Annotated in this window: 23 protein-coding genes and 2 pseudogenes; 11 read left to right on the forward strand and 14 right to left on the reverse strand. The window is 51.9% G+C overall.

Annotated features, from left to right (window positions below; all coding sequences use genetic code 11):
* Positions 1–23 precede the first annotated feature (23 nt).
* The 3 genes from parM to P2W74_RS18150 all read left to right on the forward strand — a co-directional run bounded on the left by parM (position 24) and on the right by P2W74_RS18150 (position 2,216).
* A complete protein-coding gene (gene parM / locus P2W74_RS18140; RefSeq protein ID WP_276292717.1) occupies positions 24–1,067 on the forward strand; it encodes a plasmid segregation protein ParM domain-containing protein in 1,044 nt (347 codons plus the stop codon).
* Entirely contained in the window at positions 1,060–1,719 is a 660-nt protein-coding gene (locus P2W74_RS18145; protein ID WP_276292718.1) for a hypothetical protein, read from the forward strand. The genes parM and P2W74_RS18145 overlap by 8 nt, the downstream gene beginning before the upstream one ends.
* Before the next feature lie 116 nt (positions 1,720–1,835).
* Complete coding sequence (locus tag P2W74_RS18150; RefSeq protein ID WP_276292719.1) at positions 1,836–2,216, forward strand: FliO/MopB family protein; 381 nt, start codon at positions 1,836–1,838, stop codon at positions 2,214–2,216.
* Positions 2,217–2,227: 11 nt separating this feature from the next.
* Here the strand turns inward: P2W74_RS18150 and P2W74_RS18155 are convergent, their stop codons facing one another.
* From P2W74_RS18155 to P2W74_RS18190, 8 genes are all read right to left on the reverse strand, one after another.
* Entirely contained in the window at positions 2,228–3,412 is a 1,185-nt protein-coding gene (locus P2W74_RS18155; RefSeq protein ID WP_276292720.1) for a transglycosylase SLT domain-containing protein, read from the reverse strand.
* Entirely contained in the window at positions 3,375–5,384 is a 2,010-nt protein-coding gene (locus P2W74_RS18160) for a flagellar biosynthesis protein FlhA (protein ID WP_412767243.1), read from the reverse strand. The genes P2W74_RS18155 and P2W74_RS18160 overlap by 38 nt, the downstream gene beginning before the upstream one ends.
* A gap of 91 nt (positions 5,385–5,475) precedes the next feature.
* Positions 5,476–6,591, reverse strand: a complete 1,116-nt coding sequence (flhB, locus tag P2W74_RS18165) for a flagellar biosynthesis protein FlhB (protein WP_276292722.1) — start codon at positions 6,589–6,591, stop codon at positions 5,476–5,478.
* Positions 6,588–7,367 (reverse strand): flagellar biosynthetic protein FliR, encoded by a 780-nt coding sequence (gene fliR, locus P2W74_RS18170; protein ID WP_192611217.1) that lies wholly within the window; start codon positions 7,365–7,367, stop codon positions 6,588–6,590. The genes flhB and fliR overlap by 4 nt, the downstream gene beginning before the upstream one ends.
* A gap of 2 nt (positions 7,368–7,369) precedes the next feature.
* Positions 7,370–7,621: a flagellar biosynthetic protein FliQ gene (locus P2W74_RS18175; protein WP_276295222.1), complete on the reverse strand. Its 252-nt coding sequence runs from the start codon at positions 7,619–7,621 to the stop codon at positions 7,370–7,372.
* Positions 7,622–7,635: 14 nt separating this feature from the next.
* Positions 7,636–8,370, reverse strand: a complete 735-nt coding sequence (fliP, locus tag P2W74_RS18180) for a flagellar type III secretion system pore protein FliP (RefSeq protein WP_276292723.1) — start codon at positions 8,368–8,370, stop codon at positions 7,636–7,638.
* A 4-nt stretch (positions 8,371–8,374) separates the two neighbouring features.
* Complete coding sequence (locus tag P2W74_RS18185; RefSeq protein ID WP_276292724.1) at positions 8,375–8,755, reverse strand: FliM/FliN family flagellar motor switch protein; 381 nt, start codon at positions 8,753–8,755, stop codon at positions 8,375–8,377.
* A 20-nt stretch (positions 8,756–8,775) separates the two neighbouring features.
* Positions 8,776–9,660 carry a FliM/FliN family flagellar motor switch protein gene (locus P2W74_RS18190; protein ID WP_276292725.1) on the reverse strand — a complete coding sequence of 295 codons (885 nt, stop codon included), beginning with the start codon at positions 9,658–9,660 and terminating at the stop codon, positions 8,776–8,778.
* Between the two features lie 746 nt (positions 9,661–10,406).
* Here P2W74_RS18190 and pspE point away from each other — a divergent pair.
* Both pspE and P2W74_RS18200 read left to right on the forward strand, forming a co-directional pair.
* Positions 10,407–10,730 (forward strand): thiosulfate sulfurtransferase PspE, encoded by a 324-nt coding sequence (gene pspE / locus P2W74_RS18195; protein ID WP_276295223.1) that lies wholly within the window; start codon positions 10,407–10,409, stop codon positions 10,728–10,730.
* A 408-nt stretch (positions 10,731–11,138) separates the two neighbouring features.
* Positions 11,139–12,671, forward strand: a complete 1,533-nt coding sequence (locus P2W74_RS18200) for an EAL domain-containing protein (protein ID WP_276292726.1) — start codon at positions 11,139–11,141, stop codon at positions 12,669–12,671.
* A gap of 61 nt (positions 12,672–12,732) precedes the next feature.
* On the opposite strand, the gene P2W74_RS18205 is transcribed toward P2W74_RS18200, so the two are convergent.
* From P2W74_RS18205 to P2W74_RS18225, 5 genes and pseudogenes are all read right to left on the reverse strand, one after another.
* Entirely contained in the window at positions 12,733–13,530 is a 798-nt protein-coding gene (locus tag P2W74_RS18205) for an anti-sigma factor family protein (RefSeq protein WP_276292727.1), read from the reverse strand.
* Entirely contained in the window at positions 13,527–14,057 is a 531-nt protein-coding gene (locus P2W74_RS18210; protein ID WP_276295224.1) for a sigma-70 family RNA polymerase sigma factor, read from the reverse strand. The genes P2W74_RS18205 and P2W74_RS18210 overlap by 4 nt, the downstream gene beginning before the upstream one ends.
* Before the next feature lie 2 nt (positions 14,058–14,059).
* Positions 14,060–14,608, reverse strand: a complete 549-nt coding sequence (locus tag P2W74_RS18215; protein WP_276292728.1) for a tetratricopeptide repeat protein — start codon at positions 14,606–14,608, stop codon at positions 14,060–14,062.
* A 554-nt stretch (positions 14,609–15,162) separates the two neighbouring features.
* Positions 15,163–15,415: pseudogene (locus tag P2W74_RS18220) on the reverse strand (hypothetical protein); the annotation flags it as partial.
* 13 nt (positions 15,416–15,428) lie between these two features.
* Positions 15,429–15,557: pseudogene (locus P2W74_RS18225) on the reverse strand (carbon starvation induced protein CsiD); the annotation flags it as partial.
* A gap of 431 nt (positions 15,558–15,988) precedes the next feature.
* On the opposite strand from P2W74_RS18225, the gene P2W74_RS18230 reads away from it, so the two are divergent.
* Positions 15,989–17,470, forward strand: coding sequence for an APC family permease (locus tag P2W74_RS18230; RefSeq protein WP_276292729.1), 1,482 nt, complete (start codon positions 15,989–15,991; stop codon positions 17,468–17,470).
* Positions 17,471–17,510: 40 nt separating this feature from the next.
* Complete coding sequence (patD, locus tag P2W74_RS18235; protein ID WP_276292730.1) at positions 17,511–18,938, forward strand: aminobutyraldehyde dehydrogenase; 1,428 nt, start codon at positions 17,511–17,513, stop codon at positions 18,936–18,938.
* Between the two features lie 24 nt (positions 18,939–18,962).
* Here the strand turns inward: patD and P2W74_RS18240 are convergent, their stop codons facing one another.
* On the reverse strand, positions 18,963–19,265 hold the full coding sequence (locus P2W74_RS18240) for a hypothetical protein (protein WP_412767198.1): 303 nt from the start codon (positions 19,263–19,265) through the stop codon (positions 18,963–18,965).
* 362 nt (positions 19,266–19,627) lie between these two features.
* Between P2W74_RS18240 and P2W74_RS18245 the strand changes: the two genes are divergently transcribed.
* The 4 genes from P2W74_RS18245 to P2W74_RS18260 all read left to right on the forward strand — a co-directional run bounded on the left by P2W74_RS18245 (position 19,628) and on the right by P2W74_RS18260 (position 24,124).
* The gene (locus P2W74_RS18245) at positions 19,628–20,983 is read left to right on the forward strand and encodes a tyrosine-type recombinase/integrase (RefSeq protein ID WP_276292731.1); all 1,356 of its coding nucleotides are present in this window, start codon (positions 19,628–19,630) and stop codon (positions 20,981–20,983) included.
* Positions 20,984–21,013: 30 nt separating this feature from the next.
* A complete protein-coding gene (locus tag P2W74_RS18250; protein ID WP_276292732.1) occupies positions 21,014–21,703 on the forward strand; it encodes a hypothetical protein in 690 nt (229 codons plus the stop codon).
* A 551-nt stretch (positions 21,704–22,254) separates the two neighbouring features.
* Positions 22,255–22,524: a helix-turn-helix domain-containing protein gene (locus P2W74_RS18255; RefSeq protein ID WP_276292733.1), complete on the forward strand. Its 270-nt coding sequence runs from the start codon at positions 22,255–22,257 to the stop codon at positions 22,522–22,524.
* Positions 22,525–22,528: 4 nt separating this feature from the next.
* Positions 22,529–24,124 (forward strand): replication endonuclease, encoded by a 1,596-nt coding sequence (locus P2W74_RS18260; protein WP_276292734.1) that lies wholly within the window; start codon positions 22,529–22,531, stop codon positions 24,122–24,124.
* Positions 24,125–24,175: the final 51 nt, after the last annotated feature.

Consider the following 24,175-nt stretch of genomic DNA (forward strand, 5'->3'; position numbering starts at 1 on the left):
GAACCCTATTGAGACACACAACCATGCGTAAGCCACTTAAGATCGCCATCGATGACGGTTCGACCAACGTCAAGGTCAGCTGGATAGCCAACAAAACCCTGAAAAGCATCATCTCGCCCAACTCATTTCGCAAAGACTGGAAGAGTGCTGCCCTGCTCAAAGGCAAGATGGTCTACAACTACGAAATCGGGATCAACAAATACACCTACGATCCGACGTCAGAGAAGTCCCTCTCCACCACCCACATCGACTATCAGTATGGCGATCTCAACCTGCTGGCGGTGCATCACGCCCTGCTACAGACCGGTCTTCCTCCCTGTAATGTCGCGATCACCGTGACGCTGCCCATTACCGAGTACTATCAGCAAGATGACTGTCAGCGTAACGAAGCGAACATTGAGCGCAAAAAGCAGAACCTGATGCGTCCCATCAGTCTGAATAAAGGGGAGCTGTTCAGCATCGTCAGCGTTGATGTGATGCCCGAAAGCCTGCCCGCCATCCTTACCCGACTGGTGAATTCAGGGGTCAACCCGTACACCAAAACGCTGGTTATCGACTGTGGCGGAACGACCCTGGATATGGGGCTGATCGTTGGTGAATTTGACGAAGTTTCCGAGGTCTACGGCAACCGCGCGCTCGGTGTCTCCCTGATCACGGATGCCGCCCGCACCGCGCTGGCCGCCGCCGACAGCGACTCCAGCTATCTGGTGGCAAACGAACTGATCAAGCACCGCCACGATGATGTTTTTGTGCGTGAAGTGATCAACGATGAGTCGCAGATCCCCCGAATTCTGGAGAAACTTGAGCGAAAAATTGAGGAGTTGGGGCACTTCGTTGCAGAAGAGGCGAAAAAGTTTGCCCGTAACCCCAACAGGGTCTATCTGGTCGGCGGCGGCGCAAATCTGATCTACCCCACCATTCAGGCCAGTTATCCTACCCTGGGCAAACGCGTGATCCTGGTCGAAGAGTCCCAATTCGCGCTCTCTCGCGAAATCTGCCTCTACATCAGCGATGAAGATAAAGTGTTCAGCGAAACGCCGGTCGAGTCAGAGGCAAGCAATGACTAATTCAGTCAGAGAAGTCCAGGTAACCCTCACGCTGGATCCACAGCAGGCGAGTGATAATCTGGCGCTGGCGACATTACAGCGCTGGTATCAGCGCGCTGAAATCCTGAACAAAGAGACGGACAATTTTGATTTCTTCAGTCTGCCGTTGCACAAAGACATCTATCTCTCAGGGTTGCTGCTGTGCCTGCTTGACCCCAATCTGGTCAAATTTCTCTCCCGAAATCTGCAAGTTAACAATCTGAACAGCGAGTTTCTCCAGCACAGTCTGGAGGAGCACCGGCTCATCGCCGGTCGCGAGGCGTCAACGGCGGAACCGTCCGGACAGTTGACGCCGGACGAGCTGGCCACCCAGATTGCCGATAAGCTCAACCCGTTGCTCAGCGCGCTGGGTAAAGCGACGGGTCAACGTAAGCTGCGAGATGCGTTGCAAGCCAGCGTCGATATGCTGGCGCAGCAGTTGCAGGAACAAAACGGGCTTTTACAACAGCAGGCACACCTCCTCGACAAACTGACGCATGTGGGTGGGCAAGTTCAGTCAGCCCCGGCACCGGGTCATTCCCCGGCTCCCCAGGTTTCCGGAGAGGTCCAGCGGCATGATCTTTCGGAAACGGCAGCCAAAGTGCGCAAAGTCAGGGCCAAAGGCATCTTCTGATGCCCAATCCCATCAACCGCGTCGCGTGCCCTGCCGTTTGACCCCATGCGCAAGGCAAACATTGTATGACTCACGATGTTTGCCGTCGTCTCCCTACTATGATCCGGAGTTCCATCATGTATCTACTCTGTCTGTTGCTGTTACCGCTGCCCGCGCTGGCGGCGCCGCTGAACCAGGACATTAGCGCCTTCAAGCCGTGGTTTATCACCTGCCTGGCCGTTCTGCTGATCGGTGCCGTGGTATTTCTGCTGGCGAGGAAGAGAGCGCGCGCAAACTGGCGAAGCGGAGGTGAGATGCGAGTGCAGTCGGTACTTTCATTGGGCATGAAAGAGAAACTGGTGCTGGTACAGGTGGAAGACCAACGTTTACTGCTGGGAATCACCCAACAGCAGATCACCCTAATCAGCAACCTGACCCGGGAAGATCCACAGCCGCCGCCTGCGGAGTTTGCGCACGTCTTTGAAACCCTCGGCGCATCCGACAGCGATAAAAAATAGTCCAGGACGGCTCAGGGCAACTTCGTTTCCGGTGTGGCGGGGTTCTCCGTCTTCACCCGATTCCACTGACTCAGTGGCTCAATGCTGGCACGCCAACCGAGAGACGTCGTCTGCGGCAACGCCGCTTTCTTCGCCCCCTCATCCTGGGTGCTCTTTTTGTCGTTCGCCGGACGCGCTGAATAGAGATCCGCCGCCCCCGGCGTTCTCTGCCACAGCCCAACGCCCCATCCCAGGGTTTCCAGATCCTTGTCGGGGAGCGCTCGCCGCTTTGCAATCTGGGGAGGCGCTTTCTCTTGCAACTGGGGGAGATTGTCACTGCGCGCCCCCAGCACCTGACGCGCCCGTTTACCCCATCCCGCTGGCAGCAACAGGGCAATGCGGCTGCCCCGGGGCGCTACCGCATTTTCCAGCCCCGCATTGTAAAAACCCAGTTCTTCCGTGCTGCGCCCGAGTTTTCTGGCCAGCCAGGCCAGACTGACGCCATCTTCAACAGGCAGAGCGACCAGACGGGACGCCTCGGGTACTGCGGGCAACTGAAGATGACCGGTCCGGTATAAGCGCACCAACGCCAGTAACCTGGGCACATACTGTCTGGTCTCGTTTGGCAAAGAGAGGGACCAAAAATCGGTCTGTCTGCCCTTCGCTTTGTTTTGCTCGATAGCATTCTGAACCGTCCCTTCCCCGGCATTGTATGCAGCCAGTGCCAGTAACCAGTCACGTCCGAACAAGTTATACAGATAACTCAGATAATTGAGCGCTCCACGGGTGGAGGAGATCAAATCCTTGCGCCCGTCGTACCAGTCATAGCGGATCACACCATACTGCTTCGCCGTTTTGGGCATCAACTGCCAGGGGCCGACCGCCCCCGCAGGCGATTCGGCATACGGGTCGTAGCCGCTCTCGACAAGCGGCACAAACAGCAGTTCCAGCGGCAATTTGCGCCGCTGGAGTTGGGTGACGATGAAGCGGATGGAGGGGGCTGAGCGCGTCATCAGCCCCTGGATCCTGACCGCTTCTTTGCGATAAAGACCCTCATATAACGCCACGTTCGGGTGACGCGACTGCCAGTTCATGGCCTTCCCTTCCCCCTGTTGGGGAGTGACGTCCTGCGACATGAGCGGGGCTGACAGGGTCAACAGCCCCCCGGCCAGCATCGCCTTAACCCAGGATCCCTTTGACTTCAATGTGGAGTTCATCGGGAACCTCGTTAAATGACAGAACGTGCAGCCCTTTGGCAAAGGTGCGGGCATAACGGGCGAGCAGAGGACGTAATTGTGGTAGCACCAGCAAGATTGGCGACCACCCCTGCAACGACATCTGCTCCTTCACACTGGGCATACGGTTTTGCAACTGCGCCAGTAACTGAGGCTCGATGGGGAAGCTGTCAGCCGGTACGCCGCCGTTGCGTTGCGCCTGCGTCGCGGCATTGAGCAGAATGTTCTCCAGCTCGTCAGAAAGGGTGAAGACTTGTACCGTCGTCGTCGTCCCGATCAACCCGTGCAGGATCGTGTGGCGCAGGGCGCAGCGAACTTCCGCCGCCAGTAACATCGGGTCTTTGGTGATTTCGGCCCCATCCACCATGCTCTGAGCGATCGTCCGCACGTCCATCAGGGAAACCTGATCGGTCAATAAATTGCGGTAGACCTTCAACTGCTGGTTTGCCGTCAACTTAGCAGTAAGATCCTCGGCCAGTTTGGGGGCCATCTGACTGAGCCTCTGCTGTAGATGGTGCACATCGTCAAGCTGCAACAGGACGCCGATATTGCTACGGATTACCTTACTGATGTGAGTACCAATGATGGTCGCCACATCGACGACGGAATAACCTAAGTTGAGCGCTCTGGCTTTGTCGGCAGGCAGGATCCAGACCGCATCCATGCCATAAACCGGCTCCTTGGCCAGATAGCCAGGGATCTCCCCCAATAACTCCCCCGAGTTGATCGCCAGCAGTCTGTCCAGCATGACGTCCGCCACGGCGACCTTGACCCCGTTAAGGTAGATAGCGTACTGGTTTGGTTTGAGCCCCATGTTGTCCCTGACCCGGACTTCGGGCAGCAGAAAACCGGCTTGTTCGGAAAGCGTCTGGCGCACACCGCGCAGGCGTTGCAGTAATTCAGCCCCCTTGTCCCTGTCGACGAGGTAGATCAGTTGATAACCCAACTCCAGCCTGAGCAAATCGGTATACGGGATGTCCCCCCACCCCAGCTCATTCTCGATGGGGCGGGTAAAGCGCTCCATCTGCTCCTGATCGGCAGGTGCGACTTTTTCTGCTTTTTGTTTTCGACTGCGCCAGGCGGCATAACCCAGGATACCGGCAAACAGCAGGAAGACCAGGGTCGGCATTCCCGGCACCAGCCCCATCACCAGCATAACGGCGGCTGCGGTCATGATAACCGGTGGAGAAGCCAGCAACTGATCCCGGAACTGGACGGTGATATCTTCGTCAGAATCTGAGACGCGGGTGACCACGATGGCCGCAGACACAGCCAGCATCAGCGAAGGAATCTGCGCCACCAGACCGTCACCGATGGAGAGCAGGCTATAGACGCTCATGGCCTCAGAGAAGCTAAGCCCATGCTGAAAGACCCCGATGGCAACCCCACCGAAGAGGTTGATAAACAGGATCAGAAGACCGGCGATCGCATCCCCTTTGACAAACTTGGAGGCACCGTCCATCGAACCATAGAAGTCGGCTTCCCGGGCTATCTCGTCCCGTCGCTCCTTGGCCTGGCGCTGATCGATCATCCCGGCATTCAGGTCGGCATCGATAGCCATCTGCTTACCGGGTAACGCGTCGAGGGTGAAGCGGGCAGCGACTTCCGAGATACGCTCGCTGCCCTTGGTGATGACAATAAAGTTAATGATCATCAGGATGAAGAACACCACCATCCCCACCACATAGTTGCCGCCAATCACCACCTTACCGAACGACTCGACGACCTTACCGGCGGCATCGGGAGACTCATGACCAAACTGCAGCACCACGCGGGTTGATGCCACGTTCAGACACAGACGCAGCAACGTGGCAATCAGCAATACGGTCGGGAAGATCGAGAAGTCGAGTGGCCGCCGGACAGACAGGGCAACCAGCAGCACGATGATGGAGAGCACGATGTTGAAGGTGAAAAAACCATCCAGCAAAAACGCGGGCAATGGCAGCACGATCATCGCCAGCAGCGACAGGATAAGCAAAGGTATCGCAATAAAACTGCGCGAAGTACCGGAAAAAAGAGTGGTCAAACGTTTCACGGGGTCACCATCAATATCTTAATGAGTCAGGGATCTCAACTGACGAGAGCGGCGCTGGCTGGTCGCCCTTGCCCTGACGAAAGGCCTTCAGACGCAGCACATGGTGCAGCAATTGCGCCATGATGACGTACAGGCCGGGGGGGATCTGTTGGTTCACACGGGTCGTGTGATAGACGGAACGGGCCAGGGCTGGGATCTCCAGAACCTCCACGCCCAATGACTGCGCCAGAGATCGCATCTGCAGCGCCATATAGTCTTCCCCCTTGGCAATCACAAAAGGCGCATCGCAGCGCGCCGGATCGTATTTGATAGCAACCGCATAGTGGGTCGGGTTCATCAGCAGCAGATCGGCGTCGGGTAAGGTCCGACGCATTGAACGCATCGCCATCGACATCTGGATCCGCCGGATACGCCCTTTTATTTCCGGGTTACCCTGCAGATTTTTGTGCTCCTCCTTCAGCTCCTGTTTGCTCATCCGAAGGCCGCGCAGATGGTTCCATTGCTGGTAGGGAGCATCAAGAATACCGATCGCCAACATCGCCAGCGCCATATAAAAAATGCCATCGACCAGGATGGCCATTCCCATTCTGACGGAATCCTTCAACCCGATATAATAGAGGGCGGTAATGGTGTCTGATTCGGTCCTGACGTACAGCAGAACGGTGGCGGAAATCACCACTATCTTCAGTACCGACTTGGTAAATTCCGCCAACGACTGCATGCCAAAGATCCGCTTAAATCCCTTCATTGGACTTACCCTGGAGAATTGAGGAAGCAGGGGTTCCAGTGAAAAATTCCATCCTCCCATCACGATGTGCGCCAGTACGCCGACGGCAATAATGAGTCCCGCCAGCGGTAACAGCGCCAGCAGTGTCTCAATGAGACTTTGACCCAGATGGCTGAGCATCTGAGCGGGATCGTGAACCTCCTCGTGGGTCAGGGACAAATTAAACGTCAGTATCTGACTCAACGCGTTACCCAACCGGGCAAACAGCGGCAGCGCCAGAGACGCGATGACGACCAGGATAATCGCCATGCCCAAATCTTTGGAGCGTGGAATTTGCCCTTTGTCGCGCGCTTTGCCAAGCCGGTGCGACGAGGGCTTCTCGGTTTTTTCCGCACTCATCCCTCACCCCCGTAATAGCCGCGCACGCTGAGAAATATGCTGTGCGCCAGATCGGAAAATCGATCCGGTAATCCACTGATAATCAACAAAATACAAAACAACCCGCATAACAGGGCCATAGGAAAGCCCAGCACAAAAATATTGAGGGACGGCGCGACCCTTGAGAGCACCCCAAAGGTGAAGTTGACCAGATACATCGCCACCATCGCCGGCAACGACAGCATCAGCGCGGCCGCCAGCAGCCAGGAAAACAGCTGGATCACGCTGGAAGAATCCACGTTGAACGGACCAGAACCTACCGTCCAGACCCTGAAACTCTCTACCAGCACCTCCAGCATCACCAGGTGGCCGTTCATACTGGCGTAGAGCAACAACCCCATATTGCTGAAGAAACTGCCCAGCACCGGAATGGCAAGGCCATTAACGGGGTCATTCATACGCGCCATGCTCAGGCCCATCTGCATGGAAAGCAGTTCGCCAGCCATGACCAGCACCTGAATCAGACACACCGGAAAGAGCGCCATCATCGCCCCGAGAAAGATCTGCTCCAGGCTCAGCAAAACGGCATTCAACGACAGAGGATCGACAGCAGGCATGGCGGGCAGCAAGGGCGCCGCCAGCACGGCGATCAGAAACGCCAGCAAGACGCGAACCTGGATGGGGATCAGCGGGTATCCCAGCAACGGCAGGACGGCAAAGGCGCTGCCAATTCGTAAGAATGGCCACCAGACACGCCCCCATGCCTGCAATAATTCCGCAGCAGATATCTCAAGCATGGTCAGCGCAGGGAGTAAAGAATGTACTGATTGATGCTGGAGAAAAGCTCCAGCACTTGTCTGACCATCCACTGTCCCGCAAAGACGATCATCAGCATCGTCACGACAAAGCGGGGCAGGAAACTCAGGGTCTGCTCCTGGATTTGGGTTACCGCCTGAATAACGCTCACCAGCAACCCCACCAGCATGCCAGGCAGAACAATGATGCAGACCAGCATGATGATGGTCCAGGTCGCCTCCACCATCATCGCCATCAGGTTATCGGGCGTCACTGAATCCCCCCGAAGCTCATCGAGAGGGTGTTAACCACCATACTCCAGCCATCAGCAAGGACAAACACCATCAATTTGATCGGCAAAGAGATGATGATGGGAGAAAGCATCATCATCCCCATCGACATCAGTACCGTAGCCACCACCATGTCAATGACCACAAACGGAATGAACAGCATGAATCCTATCTGAAATGCCGTCTTCAATTCGCTCAGTACGAATGCGGGCATCAGAATAAAGAAATTGACCTCTTGCGCCGAGGTCGTACGCGACTCTCCCGCCACCCTCAGCATCAGATCCAGATCGGTCTTTCTCGTCTGCGCCAGCATAAATTTACGCAGCGGTTGCTCAGCCCTGGATACCGCCTGCATTAGCGTCATCTTGTCTTCGTCGTAGGGAACGAAAGCATTTTGATAAATATCCTGCCAGACGGGTTTCATCAGCAACAGGGTCATACTGAGCGCGATAGAGATCAGCAGACGATTTGGGGGAGAACTCTGCAAACCGATTGCCTGGCGCAGGATCCCCAACACAATAATGATCCGGGTGAAACAGGTCATCAACAACAGCATGGAGGGAAGCAGCCCCAGCACGGTCATCAACAGCAGGACCTGTAACTTGACCGAAAAATCCTGCTGGCCCTCGCCACCGGTAATGGTCAGGAGAGGGACGTCGCTGGCAAAGGCGGATGCTGGCACCAGGGTGAACAACAGGAGAAGCACTGTTTTCATTACATCACGCCAGCTTTGACCAGTTGATGTCATCAAACAACTCGGTCATCCGCAATCCGTAGTGACCCTCGACGATGACCACTTCGGCGGCACCGATCAACACCCCATTGACCTTCACATCCAGCGGCTGGTGGCTCAGCTTATTCATTTGAACGACAGCCCCTTCGGCCAGCGTCATCAACTCTTCCAGCGAGATCTCAACGCTTGCGACTTCGAGGGAAAGCGTCACCGGCAAGCGATGGAAGAAAGATAAAGGACGCTTTTCAACGACTCTCTCTTCAGGCGCACTCTCGTTGAGTACGTCACCTTCGCTGGCAAACAGATCGTCAAATCCCTCAACATCCAATCCGGCCATATCCAGATCCATTTTCGATTCTTTAGCCATTCAAAACCTCCAGAGGGTATTTAAGGTGTCTGTTGAGACACGTCATGCAGTTGAAATGCCAGGTGCCCATTGCGATCATAGAGTTGACCGACACCGATTGAGAAACTCCCACAGCCCAGCGTCACCCGCTCCAGCGGCGCAACGGGAAGCACCTCCCCTCGCAGGAATTGCTCCAGCTCGACCATCGTCAGTTTGGTACTGAACAATGTCGTCTTGAGCTGGACAGGAATTTTTAGCAATGATGCTTCCAGCTGTGACCTGGAGATGGACGAAACCATCTGTTTTTGTTCACTCACCTTCTCCAGGAGTTCGGAAAACGCCATGTGCCAGTGGAGGGTAAGCGGCCAGGATTGCTCCTGAAAAACCAGGCGCAACGTCAGGCATAACCCTTTTTTTTCCGGGGAATCCGTAGATTGCTGCTGCCAGTCCAGATCTTGCAAAATGGGATATTCTGTTCTGACCCCCTGGGTCAGGGCATGCCCCATCCGATTCAGAAAACGTCGCTCAGTTTCACTTGGCGGCTGATCGCCGTTCGCGTCAATCTGAGTACCCGGCTTGAGGCCCAGCGCTGTTTCCGTCATCGCGGTCACCGCAGCCCGATGCACGCCAAACCGGAACATTTTTCTGGCACGACCGCCGTGCGGCGCAAGTGCAGCGCACCACACCCACTGCTCATTCTCGACGGGGGATAATTCACGAAACTCCAGCTCAAGCGGCTCAACTCGAAGACAGCCTACGGATCGCAAAAATTGCTCCAGTATCCTCGAGATCTTCTCCATTGCGCCGTCCACATAGGCTTGCAATAAGCGGAGTTCCTGTACCTGCCCTAATTCTATCGTGGAGTAAAGATTGCCTTGCTCAGGTGCAATGACTTGACCTTTATTCTTTTGTGTCTTGTTAGCCATGAAATTTACTTATCATTAACAATGAGTATGCAATACCAATGATTCAGGAGGATAGCCGGCAAGTTTTCGCTGTTTTAGAAGTGAATAAACTCACTATCTCCCATTCCTCTTTTACTTTGAGGCCTCATGCATAGGCGCTAAAACAAACCCGCGCATCACAATGCAACCAGAGGCTCTTGAGTTCGTGCTGGAACGGTTTTAAAAACCAAACTTGCCTTGTGAACCTCATTCGGCAGGGCGTTTCTATCTTTTAAGAAATGTTGTATTGCTTAAGGTCCTGTACATGAAAAATGCCAGGTGATTGAACTGATAAAAACCACATCAAAATACATACCACCACGCAATGCTTTGGGTGCAACTTACAATATTAAAATCGGTAAATTCTGAATGACAAATACCTAACAGGAGCTGTACGGCACGTGACTTTTTCGAAATCGCTATCGATTTAAGGGGTTGCACTGATGCAAACGCCCTTTGATACATCAGCCCCTGACGGACGTGAGTTCGGAGGGCCCGAAAAGGCCTCGCAGTGTAGAGAAAAAAGGTCTGCTGTCGTGGGTCAGTCCGGCCGATAAAAGTGATTTAAAATAATCCGTGCGCCTGCAATGTTTTTTCCTTTTTGTTCCTGTAATGTTTTCATCGTCAGAATCGAGCCCGTTAATTGTTATGACATCACACTTGAATTTGATGGCAATATTTAACCTAAACCATAAAGGAAACCCATTAAGATGGTTCACCAAACCCGAATGATGAAAAAACTTCTCCTTGCCAGCAGCCTGCTGATAGCGTCCACCTCCTTGTTCGCGGCTGAGCATTGGATTGATGTTCGTGATGCCGGGCAGTATCAGGAAACCCATGTCAGCGGCGCAGTGAATATTCCCCTTTCCCAGATAGACCAACGCATCAGTGAAGTCACTCAGGATAAAAACGACACCCTGCATCTGTATTGCAATACGGGCAATAAGTCCGGCAAAGCCGAAGCCCTGCTCAAAGATATGGGCTATACCAATGCTGTGAATGAAGGTGGTCTGAAGGATGTTGAAAAAACGCAGACGATGACAAAAGAGTAATGCCGGAAATCGGTTGAATATTCCTTATTCTGGTGGTTTTTGAAGCTTATCGCTTCATAATGACCACCACTCTACCCGCCTAAAAACCCCACGTTAATTTGACCATTCCACGCATTAAAAGCTGTCTGGCCCAGCCCCCGGAAAGACGCTCCGCCCTATCGTTTGAATAAGGGGGAGCAGAGTGGCACACCAAAATTTACCGCTGAATTTAAGGAAGCAGCAGCTCGTCAAATCACAAAACATGGCTATTACCAGGCTGATATTTCTGATCCGAAGGGCGTTTTCGCCTACAGCCTGACTGAATAGCCGCACTGATAATGTTTTTTAAACAATAACAGATTCGGTCACCCTCTTTTGATGGCAAGATGGTAAAACGATAAAGTTAACTTGCGGTACAGAGACAATGTTATGCCGTTTGGTCTGCTAAAGAAGCGTCGATTCAAATACCGACTGGTTCGCGCCATTCTTGTGGGTTTATTTTGTATTCTGTTAGGGTTAATCAGCACCTTCTGGCAGACGGCATCCAATCTCAAGCGAACCACCACCCTCCGGATGACCCATGCCCGGCAACTGGTCGAAGGGACGCTGGACAGCGCCAAATATGCGGCGTTAGCTGTAAAAGATAATCTCGGCAAACCCTGTCTTGAGCCAGTGGAATTCCAGCTCAGGATGCAGGTGGCATACTCACAGGACGTGCGTAGCGTCAATCTGGCTCAGGGAAACAAAATTTACTGCTCATCTCTGTACGGTAGCAATCTAGAAAATATCAGCTTTGATAATTATACCAACGGGATGCTGTACCTGATGAGCGACACCCGGGTCAGGAAAGGACAGCCATTGATTATCTATCGGATGGTCATCGGCAATGACAGTATTGTGGTCAGGCTCTATGGCGATCATATTCTTTCTGAACTCAATGTGATCAGCATCAATTTACCGCTGAGCCTGGCTGTGGGTCGACAGCAATGGCAGACATCTGCGGTTCCTCCGTTCTCATCCAGCATGTCGGGGTATCTGGAGCAGGCCTCGACCCGATATCCTTTCCGGATAGTGACCGTTATTTCCCCGGCGAATTATGTCCATTACTTCTGGATTTTCTCCCGGTTCACGCTTTTCGCCTGGTTCTTACTGGCCGTTATTGTGGGCTTTGGCGTATTTCGCTGGTCAGGTCGATATATCACGCCAGAACATGAATTGCGTCAGGCGCTGGAACTCCAGGAGTTTATTCCCTATTTCCAGCCGGTGGTCTCCGGAGAGCATACGCACTGGGTAGGCTGCGAGATTTTGATGCGCTGGTCACATCCCACACTCGGCGTTATCCCACCGGACCGTTTCATCCCGTTGGCTGAAAGCTGTAACCTCATTATGCCGATGACCCAGATGCTGATGACCCAGGTACGTAAACAGTTTGTGCCGCTGGTACATTTGCTGCCGAAGGATTTTCATTTCGCCTTCAATATAAGCGCCAGTCAATTAAAAGACTTCAATCTGGTGGAGGACTGCCGGGTCTTCATCCAGGCATTCAGTGACAATCCTGTTAAGCTGGTTCTGGAGCTCACCGAGCGGGAATTACTGGTCACTGATGGTGCAACGGAAAGACTGGTGGCAGAGCTGCACAAACTGGGGGTACTGATCGCCATTGATGATTTCGGCACGGGTAATTCCAGCCTCAAGTATTTGCAAAGCTTCAACGTTGATATCCTTAAAATCGACAAGAGCTTTGTCAGCAATATTGGCGTTGATTCGCACTCAGTCCATATCATCGACAATATCATTGATCTGGCCACCCGATTACACCTGCAAACCGTGGCGGAAGGGGTAGAAAATGAAGTTCAGGCCGCTTATCTGAAAGCGCGCAACGTGACGTCTCTACAGGGGTATTTATACGGCAAGCCCATCCCCATGGAGGATTTCGCCAGACAATTTTACGCGTCTGTTTAAGGGGTTCTGGTGAACACGGGGCGCGAAAACACCGCCCAGAGACAACGGATGACACACGACCCTACCGCGTTTTAAAGGCATCATGAGAAAGCGCAGCGTGCAGTTGGCGCGCGCTTTTCTGTAGTTGTGGCATCGGGTTGCGACCAATCAGGACAAACTGATATCCCCATCGGCTCCACCAGGCGATATTCATGCTATGGTGTGTCTCATGGGTAATCTCCGTCGAGCTTCCTGCTTCCTGCGGCGAAATACACAGCGCCATTGGGCCGTAATCGACATGCACCCAGGCAATCTGGACGATAGGCATTTTGTCGTAGCGCAGCATCCGCACCATTTTCAGCTCCGCGCCATGAAGTTCGAGCTGCTGCTCACGCAGCTGCAGCCCAATATCCTGAGCGGCGCGGGCCAGCCCGCGCTGCAAAACCGGCGCCGAACTGTCCATATCCAGCAGCGTCTCAACACTGTAAAGCGCCATGTATTGCGCCTCAAGATCGCGAATATGTTCGTTTTCGCTTAGTACGCGGTTCACCGGACGCACCAGATAACCAAACCCCGCCCCCATCACCAGAAAACTGATCGAAGCTGCCACCAGCGCACGTCGACTAACGCCGGAAGCTGGCGCATGGGTTTTATCCAGATGCCTTTCCAGGTTTTCCTGCATCCGCGCGAGCGGAGCCTCATCGAGCAAGGGGGCAAACGCGCGTTTAAAGTCCTGATTGCTTTTCATCAGTTCCGCGGTGCGTTCGGACAGTTGCTCATCACTTCGCAGCCGCGCCTCGAACTTACGCGCATCGTCCTGGCTCATCTCACCGTCAAGCCAGGCAACAATGGCATCGTCGTTATACGGAGAATGCATCATGGACGTTTCTCCCTTGCCGGAGACAGCGCATCAGCGGATTTAGCCAGCGTTGCCCGTGCCGTCGCCAGTCGGCTCATTATCGTGCCAATGGGAACCGCTAACGTCTGGGCCGCCTCCTGATAGGTAAGCCCTTCAACATAGACTAAAAATACCGTATTGCGTTGCGCTTCCGGCAACGCATTTACCCGCTGCATGATGGTCTGGTAATGCAGGCGAGCCTCATCCTGCTCACGGTAATCCGGGGCAATTAAATCTTCGCTGGCGACGAACCCCTGCCCCATTCGCACATGCCGCGAGCGCAGTTCAGAGATCCAGATGGAATGTAGGATGGAGAACAGCCATCTATCGATACGCGTGCCAGACGTGTACTGCGCGCCCCTCTCGAGCGCGCGTACGCAAGTGGACTGAACCAGTTCTTCAGCAAGATCCCGATCGCGCGACAATACCAGTCCATAACGCCAAAGACGCGGCAGATGAGCGGTAAGCTGCTGGCGAACGTCGCTGGTGGTAATGATTTTGCCCTCAATGATCAGGATTCTGGATGACCGTTGATCGCGGCCTGAAGATCGCGATATTCCTCGCAGCTCTGCCCGCAAATTCCGGCAATTATCTTAAGCTGCTCTTTTGCCAGATCCGGACGCCCTTTCACCATCCAGGCCTCGCCGAGATATTCCCGTGCTTTAGCATAGTTGGGTTCAAGCGCCAGCGAGCGCTGATAATAGCCAATGCCTTCATCCGTGCGGCCAAGCTTACGCGTGGCGTAACCGCGATAGTTCCAGGCCTCAGCCGTATTGCTATTTTTGAGCGTATCCAGCAGGTTTAACGCCGCCTGATACTCGCCTTTTTTCGCCAGGTGATAGGCATAATTCGTTTTATCCTCGTCACTCAGGCTACCGGTTTTTTCAGGCACGCACTTCTTGCTGACGCTGTCATAGACCTGCCCTGACGGGCAGTCAGGCGTTTTGCTATTGCTATCATTATTACCCATTGCCAGCACTTGTGGCGTTTGCAGGCAAAATAGCAACAGAGGAAGAACCATAAAAGGGACATTACGACGGGGAAAAACGTTAGCGTTCATTTTCAACTCCTGGATGAGTGCGGCAGGTGAACGATGAGTAAACGCCTGAGCACCGCTTTCTATTCGTGGGAAATGAAGTCACAAGGTAAAACGCTGAATAAACTGATCGCCTACAAAAAAAGGGACTGTACGGTATTACCCCCTCAATTTAACCACTTAACCGACATTTTGGTTCCGTTACTCCTCACGCCTCTTCAGACGCATTTTTCGCGCCAGGGTGGTGAGGCGCTGGGTGCGGCAGTAGATAACAAACAGCACAAACCCCCGGCTATTGAATACCATCCGGCAACCAAGCAGAGCGAGGACGGCAATCGCCAGTGTCCCCCCCTCCTCCCTTCGGCCAGCAGGTGGTATAGCCCCTGCAACACCGTCAGCGCCAACAAGATGACGAACAGTGTTAAAAATCCTGCCAGGCCGGCGGTAAAGCCGCGAGCCAGAAGCACGCTTGCAGTAATTAGCGAGACAATCATCGCCAGCGACGGCGCAAAGAAGCTCAACGCATGTAGCGGTGGTGATAAATTTGTCAGATTGTGCAGAAAGGGCAGCAGGTCAATCGGCTGTTGGCAAACCCAGCTCTTCATTATTCTGCCAGCAGGCCAGCGCCCCATACGGAAGCCTCTGAGCATTGCTCATTGTGGCGATACTTTTTGCCCCGGTAGGGCCAAGACTAATGTTATGAAGTTCCAGCATCTGCCGACGTAACGTTATCCGTCAGCCATCTTGTTCGGATGGCATTTTCCAGTATTGTTCGACAACCAACTGAGCTGATTCACGTTTAAATTCTGCACCAAAATTTCGTCTTTTCATTGGGCCCTACTGGCGGCTGGAGCGGGTTGTCGCACATGTCGTTGAGGATCTTCGCGATTTTGAAGCGCAGAAAGGATTTGTATTCCAGCGCCTGCACGGGCCACTGCTCTACCTCCCGCAGGAATTGCTGCGTGACCTCTGCGGAGACTGCACGGATGGCGCGATACTGAAGTACGGGATAACGCATCGTCAGGCTGTTTTACGGCAGTAAGTGCATTCATCAGAATCAATCCTCTCAGAAAGTCTTCAGGAGACAGGGCAGTGCATTTCGCCGCCATAAATTAAAAATATCTACATTTTTGAGAAATGGGCATATAGCGCTCAAATTGTTTGAATTTTGTGACGCAGGTGTAAAAATTAGCGAGGAAAGGGAGCAAAAAACGCGGTTTTCTGTCGATGCAAAGGCGATAGCGTGATAAGCCTCACGGAAAAAGCAGAAAAACAATAACAAAAACGTGACATATACTTACAAATCTTAACAAATAACGACAGCGAGACTGTACGGCCTCCTGGCGCTCCTCTATACCTTGATCCGTGTTACCTGCGACACATCAACAACACAGAGAAAAACGTATGGAACAGACTTCTGGCAAGAAAAGTGAAGCAATTCATAGCGATACTAAACCGCAATTTAACCGCTCCATCGGACTCATCTCTAACTTTTCGCTCGGGTTCACCTACCTCTCGCCGCTAACGGCGGTCTATTCCCTGTTTGCGCTGGCGGTGACGCTGGCGGGGCCGCCGGCGATCTGGTGGATCCCTATTGTGGCCTGCGGGCAACTTCTCGTGGCGCTGGTGTTTGGTGAAGTGGCCTCGCAATACCCGATTACCGGGGGGCTTTACCCGTGGGCACGTCGCCTGTGGGGCAAAAAATATGCGTGGATCGCCGCCTGGATTTATCTGTGGGCGTTGGTCGTGACCATCACCTCGGTAGCGGAATATACCGCCACCTTCGTGGGCTCGCTGTTCGGTTTTGCGATCTCGGCAGGCAACATGCTGATCACCTCGGTGGTGCTGTTGCTGCTGATGATGGCGGTGAACATGTCGGGCACCAAAAACCTCGCGCGGGTCGCCCGTATTGGCTTCTGGTGTGAAATCGTCAGCGTGATTGCGCTGGGTATTTATCTGCTGCTGTTCCATCGCGCGCAGCCGTTCTCGGTGCTGTTTGACTCCATGGGCGTGCTGGCAAAGGACGGCAGCTACCAGCCTGCGTTTATGGCGGCGGCGCTGATCGGCCTGTTTATGTTCTTCGGCTTTGAAGCCTGCGGCAACGTGGCGGAAGAGGTGAAAAACCCGAGCAAGAAGATCCCGATCGCGATGATCCTGAGCATCGTGTTTGGCGCCCTTTCGGCGATGGTGTCGATCCTCGGCTACCTGCTGGCGTCGCCGAACCTGATGAACATCGTCAACGGCAAAATCACCGATCCGATCCCGGCGATCCTCAACGAAGCCCTCGGTGAAACCGGTGCCACGGTGTTTATCATCATCGCGGTGATTGCCATGTTGTCGTGCATTTTGTCGCTGCAGGCTGCTTTAAGCCGCCTGATCTTCTCCTTCTCTCGCGACCAGATGCTACCGGGTAGCACCTGGATGTCGAAACTGTCGAAAAACAGCGTGCCGGACAACGCGATGATCGTCAGCTGCCTGCTGCCGGTGACCATCTGCGTGTGGGTTTATTTCCAGCCGGATAACCTCGCGCGCATCACCGCCTTTGCGGTTATCGGGATCTACATTTCCTTCCAGATGGTGGTACTGGCTGCCCTGCGCCAGCGCCTAAAAGGCTGGAAACCTGCCGGGGAGTGGAGCGTGGGTGGCTGGGGAATGCTGGTTAACGTGCTGGCGCTGGCCTATGGCCTGTGTGGGATCTGGCTGCTGGCGCAACCTGCCGAGAGCAGCAGTTTTATCGACCGCTGGACGGTGCTGGTTGGGCTGGCGGTGGTGATGGTGTCCGGGCTGGTGTACATGGTGCTGGCGCGACCGTTCGGGCGTTCAAACGCACCGGAAGATGATGCCATTGAACATGCGAAACGACTGAACGCAGAACAATCTCTGTAACTAACTCAGAACATAACAACGATCACTGATGGAGTCGGCTATGCAACACAACTTATTGATAAATGGCGAACTGGTGGTGGGTGAAGGTGAACTGCAGCCCGTGTATAACCCGGCAACCGGCGAGGTGCTGGTGGAGATTGCCGAAGCCACCCCTGCCCAGGTGGATGCCGCCGTGCAGGCTGCCGATCGTGCGTTTCAGCAGTGGGGGCAGACTACGCCAAAAGCGCGTGCCGAGTGCCTGCTGAAGCTGGCTGATGTGATTGAACAGAATGCCGAAACTTTTGCCAGAATTGAATCGCTGAACTGCGGCAAACCGCTGCACTGCGTGCTTAACGATGAAATCCCGGCCATCGCCGATGTGTTCCGCTTTTTTGCCGGTGCAACCCGCTGCCTGAACGGCCTGGCCGCCGGGGAGTACATGGAAGGTCACACCTCGATGATCCGCCGCGATCCGGTGGGCGTGGTGGCGTCGATCGCCCCGTGGAACTACCCGTTGATGATGGCCGCCTGGAAGCTGGGTCCGGCGCTGGCGGCGGGCAACTGCGTGGTGATCAAACCCTCGGAAATCACCCCACTGACGGCGCTGAAACTGGCCGAACTGGCGAAAGATATCTTCCCTGCCGGGGTGGTGAACGTGCTGTTTGGTCGCGGTAAAACCGTAGGTGACCCGTTGACGGGCCACGAAAAAGTGCGCATGGTATCGCTGACAGGCTCCATCGCCACTGGCGAGCACATTATTTCCCACACCGCGCCGTCGATTAAGCGCACCCATATGGAGCTGGGCGGTAAAGCCCCGGTGATCGTCTTTAACGATGCGGATATCGATGCGGTGGTGGAGGGCGTGCGCACCTTTGGCTTCTACAATGCCGGGCAGGACTGCACCGCTGCCTGCCGGATCTATGCCCAGAAAGAGGTTTATAACACCCTGGTCGAAAAACTGGGTGTCGCCGTGGCCAGCCTGAAAATGGGTGCGCCAGACGATGAAACCACCGAGCTGGGTCCGGTCAGTTCCGCTGCCCACCTGGCGCGCGTCAGCGAAGCGGTGGAGCGCGCCAAAGCGCTGCCGCACATTCGGGTAGTGACCGGTGGTAACAAGGCTGGCGGCAAAGGCTACTACTACCAGCCAACTCTGCTGGCCGGGGCGAAGCAGGGCGATGAAATTATCCAGCGCGAGGTGTTTGGCCCGGTGGTGAGTGTCACTGTGTTCGACGACGAAGAGCAGGTGCTGTCGTGGGCCAACGATTCCCAGTACGGACTGGCGTCATCGGTCTGGACCCAGGATGTGGGTCGTGCCCATCGTCTCAGCGCCCGCCTGCAGTACGGTTGCACCTGGGTAAATACCCACTTTATGCTGGTCAGCGAAATGCCGCACGGCGGGCAGAAGCTCTCTGGGTACGGCAAGGATATGTCAATGTATGGGCTGGAAGATTACACCGTGGTGCGTCATGTGATGATTAAGCACGGATAACAGCTATGTGGCTGCAATAGTAAATTATATTGCAGCCACTGCTTTATGAAGTGGCAAGCCATCAGCCGCGACTCCCGCGCAATCATGGGCTAATTCCAGTAATTGTCTTTTAATTGTTTTGGCATCTACCGCCATATCTACCGTAGCAAAATGGATCTTATGTCCCTGAGTGACAACATACTCATTGAGCATATAGCCAACGGCGGGATGAAGCAGAAGGCCAGCATCAATACCATGCTGAGGATGATGTAGTGGCACACTGAATTTGGCCTGACCTGCTCCCCGTTGATTAACATAGACTGATTTAGCAACTTCCGCTTCTGGCACTCAACGGACATATAAACTTTGGTGGCTGGTGGCTGGTGGCTGGTGGCTGGTGGCTGGTGGCTGGTCAGGACTACAGGCATACATTGCGGATGCTTACACAGTGCTTACATGACTGGTTGGTATTCAGAGGAGAGTGGAATTTTAAGGGCTAACTGCTTGATTTCATGGTGCCGATAAGAGGAGTCGAACCTCCGACCTTCGCATTACGAATGCGAAGGGTCATTGTTTAACCTGCTATTACTATCTTTTATAAACCACTATAAAACAATAAATTGCAATCAAACTCACATTAATGACGTTATCTATGGTTATATGATTTTATACCTAAAACGTAACCCAGAAGTAACCCCAAGGATGGCCATATGGCGGCTAACAATCGAATATCATTCAGCAAGGAAAAGCTGTTGAATCTCCCTCTACCAGCCTCAGGACAACGATCGACCTGGCATGATACGAAAGTTGTTGGGCTTCAGCTTCGAGTCTCCCCTACAGGCATCAAAACTTACTCTGTTTATCGCCGAATTAAGGGCGGTCAGCCAGAACGCGTCACTCTGGGGCGGTTTCCAGCAATGACGATTGAACAAGCTCGTAAAGCCGCCGCAGCAGTCAATGCAGAAATTGAATCAGGGGCGAACCCCGCTCAGGTACGCAGAGCCGTACGTGATGAACCATCTTTGGCAGAAATGTTCACTCTGTTTCTCAAAAGCAAACGTAAACGCGATGGTTCAGGATTAGGGGTGAAAACAAAGAGAGACTATCAGGATGTACTGCGGTTATATCTCGGTGCAATAAGTAAATATAAACTCTCGCAGATCACGAGACACCAGGTAAAGTCAATTCACCAGAATGTATCCCGTACAAGCCCTTCTCAGGCTGACAGATGTCTGGCGCTCATTTCATCCGTATATACTTTTGCTCTTGATCAAGAGCTCTTTAGTGGCGAAAACCCAGCTAGCCGAGTTCAAAAAAATCCAGCCCCCTCCCGCGATCGGTTCGCTCAGGCAAACGAATTACCCTATCTGCTTGAAGCCATAAATGAATCAAGTAACCGCGACTATTTTCTCCTCGCATTACTGACCGGAGCACGCCGCTCTAATACCCAGTCAATGGCCTGGCATGACCTTGATCTCAATGCTGGTGTCTGGCGAGTTGAAATGACGAAAAATGGAACGCCACAGAATGTCACTTTATCTCCAGAGGTAATAGAGATATTGAAGAAGCGTAAACAGTTGGGTGGAAAGTCACCTTTTGTCTTCCCTGGAACAGGGAAAACAGGGCATTTGGTGGAACCAAAAAAAGGATGGGCAACACTCCTAAAAAGAGCCACCTTACGTAAACTACTGGATTTGCTGGTGGAAAAAAACATGATATCGCCAGACGATGAGGCAATGTACAAAGATGAATTAGTACAGAGCCCAAACAAAGCTATGGAGTTGTTACTTAGAATGGCCGATGACATCGCTTTGCCTGAATCGGCGTATAATATGTCAGACCTTAGAATTCATGACTTACGTCGCACACTTGGTAGTTGGCAGGCCAAAACAGGTGCATCTCTGAGCATAATAGGGAAAAGCCTGAACCATAAAACTCACCAGGCAACTGCCATTTATGCACGGCTGGATTTGGATCCTATAAGGCACTCAGTTAATACTGCGACCCAAGCTATGCTGGAGGCTGCTGGGATGGGGACGTATCTTTTACCTAAAGCTGAGCTTTGATTATAACATTTCACTCAAGGACGATGGTTGATGAAAATAAATGTGGCATCCAGAGAAGATGATGATTCTCTTGGAACAGATCTCGATTTTACCGGGATTCCGGACTCTCTAAAATTTACACGTTCAGACTTTTTACAAATGGCTGAGCCCGATGACAGCGGCACTATAAATTTGAATGATTTCGGTGGCTGGTTAAGAATTAAAGAAGATGGGCTGTATGTCAACATTGACCATGAGAGATCTGTGAAACTTACCCCTATGGAAGCCGGGGAACTTTCGGTTCATCCCTCAGGCAACCTTTTGGAACCTGCATTAGCTTTCCCCTTCACGATAGGTAAGTTGAAAAAATTTCTCAAATTCACAGCAAAAGAAGGCTGGGATTTTCCTTTATCAAACGATAAGTTTATGGAATTAGTTAATGAGAAGAAAAAGATACCATCTCATACGGATACATTCCCGCATGGAATTACTGGCAACTCAAATTTAATAGACAAAAATAGATCACGTAGAAAAAAATATCTCCTCAATCAAGCCAAATCAGTATGGGAGTCTAATCCAGATGATAACTTCAGAGTATCTGAAGTAGCAGATATATTATTAAATGACATAAAATCAAAAGGGCAATATGAGCCTCTTTCAAGAGAGACAATTAAAAATATCATAAGATCTTTCGCTCCTGAGCGTTGCAAAAAACCAGGAAGACCGTCGAAGAAAAAATAAATCTTCCCCATTAGCGTCAATCCGACCTTCAAATGACGCAGAACAATATGAAACCTGCTCGCTAACGGCCTAACCTCATGCGAAAAGGCCAATAAGTAAATCAGAGAGCTTCTGCGCCTTCTGAGTAAAAAGACTATGGAATCCGAGATACTTAATTCGGCCGTACATTGTACATACTGCTTGTAGCCCAAGAAGGATGAATAACCCACGTTTGCCAAAAATATCGGTGTGTCACATGCTCAGAAGAGCACAGACCCCATCGCCCCTCATACTGACAGGATCGCTGCAGCCCGATGTTACGCATAACGGGTTCATCGCATTATGAATAGGCATCATCTGCTTCTATGGTGTAAGCCTGCTGCGCATAACCGGAATCGAGAATACCTCCCCACACAGCGCGCTTGGTGTAGCTCACCATGGGAATACCATAAGTGTCCCTTAAAAACGTACCAGTCAGCGATAATCATGTTAATCAACGACTGATTACTTTTTTCTTTGTGAAACAATACCAATAATCCTCGCACTATCCTTTACCGCACCGGGGATTACCCATGAACACAATTCAACATGATGATGTATCAATAGTCATCGACGATATTCTTCTTTCACTTGGTTGCACTGAAGGTGCTCCACTACACCAGCTTACAGACAAGCAAGCAGCACAAGTGCTGGGAGTCAAAACGTCAACACTTGCAGTATGGAGGTCTACGGGTCGCTACAATCTGCCATACGTGAAAGTAGGAAGACTGGTTCGCTACCGAATACGCGATTTAGCCACTTTCCTGGCAAAACGTTCAATCACTCATACCAGTGAGGAGTAAAACTATGCACTCCTCTCAGTCCACGCCCACGGATATGGAAAGCCTTAAACTGGTATCTTTCTATCTCCAACATAAACACCCCCCAGGGGAATGGAAAAGTACAGCCTTAAATCTCAAACAGGATGCTTTATCTGATCGCCTCTCTCGCGTTCTAACTCATTTATATACGCTCAAAAAACATCCTTTTTTGCCTTTGATTAATTTAAGCGATTACGACGTATCTCACCTTGCCGAAAGATGTGCATCTCCGACAGATAAAAACCCAAATAGCTCAATCGTCATGGTGAAAGAACTCATACTAGAACAGGTATCAGAGAATAAGCGTTATTCTCCGCGATTATATTCCCCACTATGGTGGGAAACTCGATTAAGAAAAGAGATCAACAGATTAAAAGAAAAATTATTAATTTCCTTAGGATTAGTGCAAAAACGCATATCAGCTTACATTAGCCGTGATATGTATGCATCAGGTCAGCAAAAAATAAATGACAGAATACATTTCCTGAGCAACCGTTGTGTCCTTAACGCAGAAAGTCAGAAAGACATTGCAACATTGTTTCAGATGGCAATGTCTGGCATTGCTAATCCTCGAGTACAAAAAAGCGAGCTTGCACAAATATTATTCGGCACATATAAATATTCCATCCAGTGTAACCATATATCCAGATTATTCACCATCACTCTTCCTTCGAGCTACCACTCAACTAAAATTGATGGTACCCCCTGCGATAACTGGAACGGTTTATCTCCGAAAGAATCGCAAGCAAAGCTTGAAGAGCGCTGGAAAAAAGCTCGCGCAGCGCTTTCAGAAGTGTCAGTTTACGGGACTCGTATTGTTGAGCCACATCATGATGCGACACCACACTGGCATATCATTGTTTACATGCCACGGGACTATGATGAAAAGGTTATTTCAGTTTTTGAGAAATATTTCTCTGATGAGAGTGACAGCCTATCAGAAAATAGGATGTTATCTCACGAAATAGTCAGAAATGAAGCTGCCCTTCACTATTTAATGAAATATATGGTTTCTTCTATTCCCGGCTTAGCGGATGAAAAGGCTATTTGTGACTCCACTGGCGATTTGTATTCGCGGATAGCCATAAGGGTAAAAATTTGGGCATCATTGTGGGGAATAAGAAGATTTCAACATTTTGGCTTACCTGAAATTGGTGTTTGGCGTGAGTGCAGACGTATCAGAAGCACCAATATTACCCATGATTTGGGTCAAAAGGCAGAAGCAGTCAGGCACGCAGCCGACCATAGTGATTTCGCAAAGTATATTGAAATGCAGGGTGGCGCGGGGATTAAACGGTCTGGACGGACGCTGCAAGTCGCACGTGAAAAGTCTCCATTTGAAAACATTTGGGGAGAAAATAAAATTATCTGTATCGGCATAAAAACAGCTGCCTCGAATGGCTTTAAGATTTATAGAACTCGATCGGTATACTTCGCACAACAGCCAGTCAGCTATCCTGGCCACTCATTATTTTCCTCTATACCTTGTAATATTGTCAATAACTGTAGGATACCAACTATATTATCATTCTCTCCAACCGAAGAGTTTGAAGCTAAAGTAACACAGTGGGGTAATTGGTAAATGCTGATGATAATATGAACTATGGTGCCAGCGTTCTTGCTCAGCACCATT

Origin of the sequence: Citrobacter enshiensis (assembly GCF_029338175.1) — a bacterium.
Classification (GTDB): domain Bacteria; phylum Pseudomonadota; class Gammaproteobacteria; order Enterobacterales; family Enterobacteriaceae; genus Citrobacter_D; species Citrobacter_D enshiensis.

Coding starts and splice junctions, on each gene's coding strand:
- parM (WP_276292717.1), top strand. CDS start 24: ATGCGTAAGCCACTTAAGATCGCCATCGATGACGGTTCGACCAACGTC.
- P2W74_RS18145 (WP_276292718.1), top strand. CDS start 1,060: ATGACTAATTCAGTCAGAGAAGTCCAGGTAACCCTCACGCTGGATCCA.
- P2W74_RS18150 (WP_276292719.1), top strand. CDS start 1,836: ATGTATCTACTCTGTCTGTTGCTGTTACCGCTGCCCGCGCTGGCGGCG.
- P2W74_RS18155 (WP_276292720.1), bottom strand. CDS start 3,412: ATGAACTCCACATTGAAGTCAAAGGGATCCTGGGTTAAGGCGATGCTG.
- P2W74_RS18160 (WP_412767243.1), bottom strand. CDS start 5,384: ATGATCGTGCTGCCATTGCCCGCGTTTTTGCTGGATGGTTTTTTCACC.
- flhB (WP_276292722.1), bottom strand. CDS start 6,591: ATGAGTGCGGAAAAAACCGAGAAGCCCTCGTCGCACCGGCTTGGCAAA.
- fliR (WP_192611217.1), bottom strand. CDS start 7,367: ATGCTTGAGATATCTGCTGCGGAATTATTGCAGGCATGGGGGCGTGTC.
- P2W74_RS18175 (WP_276295222.1), bottom strand. CDS start 7,621: ATGGCGATGATGGTGGAGGCGACCTGGACCATCATCATGCTGGTCTGC.
- fliP (WP_276292723.1), bottom strand. CDS start 8,370: ATGAAAACAGTGCTTCTCCTGTTGTTCACCCTGGTGCCAGCATCCGCC.
- P2W74_RS18185 (WP_276292724.1), bottom strand. CDS start 8,755: ATGGCTAAAGAATCGAAAATGGATCTGGATATGGCCGGATTGGATGTT.
- P2W74_RS18190 (WP_276292725.1), bottom strand. CDS start 9,660: ATGGCTAACAAGACACAAAAGAATAAAGGTCAAGTCATTGCACCTGAG.
- pspE (WP_276295223.1), top strand. CDS start 10,407: ATGATGAAAAAACTTCTCCTTGCCAGCAGCCTGCTGATAGCGTCCACC.
- P2W74_RS18200 (WP_276292726.1), top strand. CDS start 11,139: ATGCCGTTTGGTCTGCTAAAGAAGCGTCGATTCAAATACCGACTGGTT.
- P2W74_RS18205 (WP_276292727.1), bottom strand. CDS start 13,530: ATGATGCATTCTCCGTATAACGACGATGCCATTGTTGCCTGGCTTGAC.
- P2W74_RS18215 (WP_276292728.1), bottom strand. CDS start 14,608: ATGAACGCTAACGTTTTTCCCCGTCGTAATGTCCCTTTTATGGTTCTT.
- P2W74_RS18230 (WP_276292729.1), top strand. CDS start 15,989: ATGGAACAGACTTCTGGCAAGAAAAGTGAAGCAATTCATAGCGATACT.
- patD (WP_276292730.1), top strand. CDS start 17,511: ATGCAACACAACTTATTGATAAATGGCGAACTGGTGGTGGGTGAAGGT.
- P2W74_RS18245 (WP_276292731.1), top strand. CDS start 19,628: ATGGCGGCTAACAATCGAATATCATTCAGCAAGGAAAAGCTGTTGAAT.
- P2W74_RS18250 (WP_276292732.1), top strand. CDS start 21,014: ATGAAAATAAATGTGGCATCCAGAGAAGATGATGATTCTCTTGGAACA.
- P2W74_RS18255 (WP_276292733.1), top strand. CDS start 22,255: ATGAACACAATTCAACATGATGATGTATCAATAGTCATCGACGATATT.
- P2W74_RS18260 (WP_276292734.1), top strand. CDS start 22,529: ATGCACTCCTCTCAGTCCACGCCCACGGATATGGAAAGCCTTAAACTG.